Here is a 2,267-nt window from a genome sequence, read left to right on the forward strand (position 1 = left end):
CTTACAAGTGGGCCAAGGCGAACAAAAAACGAAGGGAATATCAGAATGCGAAAGGAAAATCAAAAAAATCAAAACCATGCGGGGCGAAATTGCGCTCGCGAATGGGGTATTTCAGCAGCCTGTTAGTTGTTTGGATAATTTGGTGTCGAGACGAGTGCACATGAATTGTGCCAACCAAGAGGGCGCGCTCGCAGGTTGTGACACACACCAAGCTGTGCCATGGCCAATTAAAATTGAAAAGTTCGAGTCAAAAAGACAAGCCGGGCGACGAACACCACACCACTTGACAGAGCCGTTGCTCTGATAAAAAAACATGACACATCGCAAAGGCATCATTTTGGCGGGCGGCTCTGGTACCCGTCTTTATCCGGTCACGCAGGCCGTGAGCAAGCAGCTCATGCCGGTGTACGACAAGCCCATGGTGTATTACCCGCTGACCACGCTGATGCTTGCGGGCATCCGGGATGTGCTTTTGATCAGCACCCCGCAAGACACGCCCCGATTTGTCGAACTGTTGGGCGATGGCAGCCAGTGGGGCATGAACATTCAGTATGCTGTGCAGCCAAGCCCGGACGGGTTGGCGCAGGCCTTCATCATTGGCAAAGATTTTGTAGGCAATGACCCCAGTGCATTGGTGCTGGGGGACAACATTTATTACGGCCACGACCTGGTGAAGCTGCTGGCGAACGCCCATGCCCAAACCGCTGGTGCCAGTGTGTTTGCCTACCATGTGCACGACCCGGAGCGTTATGGTGTGGTGGCGTTTGATGACGCTTTCAGAGCCTTGTCGATCGAAGAAAAGCCCAAGCAACCCAAGAGCAATTACGCGGTCACAGGTTTGTATTTTTACGATCAGCAAGTGTGCGACATCGCCGCCGACATCCAGCCTTCGGCCCGGGGCGAACTGGAAATCACCGATGTGAACAAACGCTACCTTGAGCTGGGCCAGTTGAATGTGGAGATCATGGGCCGGGGCTATGCCTGGCTGGACACGGGAACGCACGACAGTTTGTTGGAGGCGGCAGGCTTCATTGCCACACTGCAAAAACGCCAGGGTCTGATGGTGGCTTGCCCAGAAGAAATTGCCTTCACACAAAAGTGGATTACAGCTGCCGATGTGCAAACACTGGCCGCGCCCTTGGCCAAGAACGGCTATGGGCAATACCTTTTGAGTTTGCTCAAATAAAACCCAAAGCCGTCCGCTTCTGTCGCCAAATTCAATGCCCTACACCGTTACCTCGACCCCCATTCCGGAAGTCTTGATCCTGGAGCCCCAAGTCTTTGGTGATGCACGGGGCTTTTTTTATGAAAGCTTCAATGCCCGTGACTTTGCTCAGGCGACAGGCCTGGTCCTGAGCTTTGTGCAAGACAACCACAGCAAGTCTGCCAAGGGCGTTCTGCGTGGCTTGCACTACCAGATCCGTCACCCGCAGGGCAAGCTGGTCCGGGTGGTGCAAGGCGAAGTGTTTGATGTGGTGGTGGATTTACGCATGTCTTCGCCCACGTTTGGGCAGTGGCATGGCGTGCACCTGAGCGCCGATAACCACCGCCAGTTGTGGGTACCGCCGGGGTTTGCGCATGGTTTTCTGGTGCTCAGTGAAAGTGCCGAGTTTCTCTACAAGACAACCGATTATTGGTACCCCGAGCATGAGCGCAGCTTGCTTTGGAACGATCCGGATGTCGGCGTGCAGTGGCCCACTGGTGTCACCCCTCAGTTGGCAGCAAAAGACCTGGCAGGGCTCCTTTTGCGCGATGCCGAGGTTTTCACCGATGGCACAACGGGATGACGTTCTGCAGGTAGCGGTTTCGCTGGGATAACCAGCCCGCCTGTTGCCATCCAAACGCCTAAGGCTACGCTGAACAAGCCAACGAATTCAGCGATATGTTGCTAGTTGATTGCATGATGCGAGATGTGATGGGCGAAGCGGCCCAATTTCGGCCCGTATTTCTGGCCTTTTCACGCCAGACACGCGCATTGCGCGCTCTGAAGACGCACTCATGCCATGCGGCGTCCACGCGCTAAGTAGATGTTGGCCAGACCCAAGGCCACGAACGAGCGCGTGGCGTTCTTGGCCAGGCCGCGATAGCGCACCTTGGTGAAGCCCCACAGCCGCTTGACCACTGCGAAGACGTGCTCCACCCGGGCGCGTACCTTGGACTTGTTGCGATTCTTCGAGCGCAGGGCCGGGTCAACCTCACCTCCCTTGCGCACCCGCTGGTTGGTGAAGTCGTTCGCATGTGGTGCCTTGGATGCGATCAGTGCCTTC

The 2,267-nt window shown here is 55.8% G+C and carries 4 protein-coding genes; 3 read left to right on the top strand and 1 reads right to left on the bottom strand.

The genetic code is table 11. The features are described 5' to 3' along the window. The 3 genes from B9Z45_RS17490 to rfbC form a co-directional block, all read left to right on the top strand. A partial coding sequence (locus B9Z45_RS17490; RefSeq protein WP_233252248.1) for a hypothetical protein occupies positions 1-304 on the top strand: 304 nt, incomplete at its 5' end. Positions 305-313: 9 nt separating this feature from the next. Then, entirely contained in the window at positions 314-1,186 is an 873-nt protein-coding gene (gene rfbA / locus B9Z45_RS16500) for a glucose-1-phosphate thymidylyltransferase RfbA (RefSeq protein ID WP_108408283.1), read from the top strand. A gap of 34 nt (positions 1,187-1,220) precedes the next feature. Further along, positions 1,221-1,787: a dTDP-4-dehydrorhamnose 3,5-epimerase gene (gene rfbC / locus B9Z45_RS16505; RefSeq protein WP_108408284.1), complete on the top strand. Its 567-nt coding sequence runs from the start codon at positions 1,221-1,223 to the stop codon at positions 1,785-1,787. 209 nt (positions 1,788-1,996) lie between these two features. Here rfbC and B9Z45_RS16510 read toward each other — a convergent pair. Further along, positions 1,997-2,267: transposase (locus tag B9Z45_RS16510; RefSeq protein ID WP_146180911.1), on the bottom strand; the 271-nt coding region annotated here is incomplete at its 5' end.

Source organism: Limnohabitans sp. 2KL-17 (assembly GCF_003063415.1).
GTDB lineage: Bacteria > Pseudomonadota > Gammaproteobacteria > Burkholderiales > Burkholderiaceae_C > Limnohabitans_A.

Bases quoted from the DNA above. Each gene is read 5' to 3' on its own strand.
- rfbA (WP_108408283.1), top strand. From the start codon at position 314: ATGACACATCGCAAAGGCATCATTTTGGCGGGCGGCTCTGGTACCCGT.
- rfbC (WP_108408284.1), top strand. From the start codon at position 1,221: ATGCCCTACACCGTTACCTCGACCCCCATTCCGGAAGTCTTGATCCTG.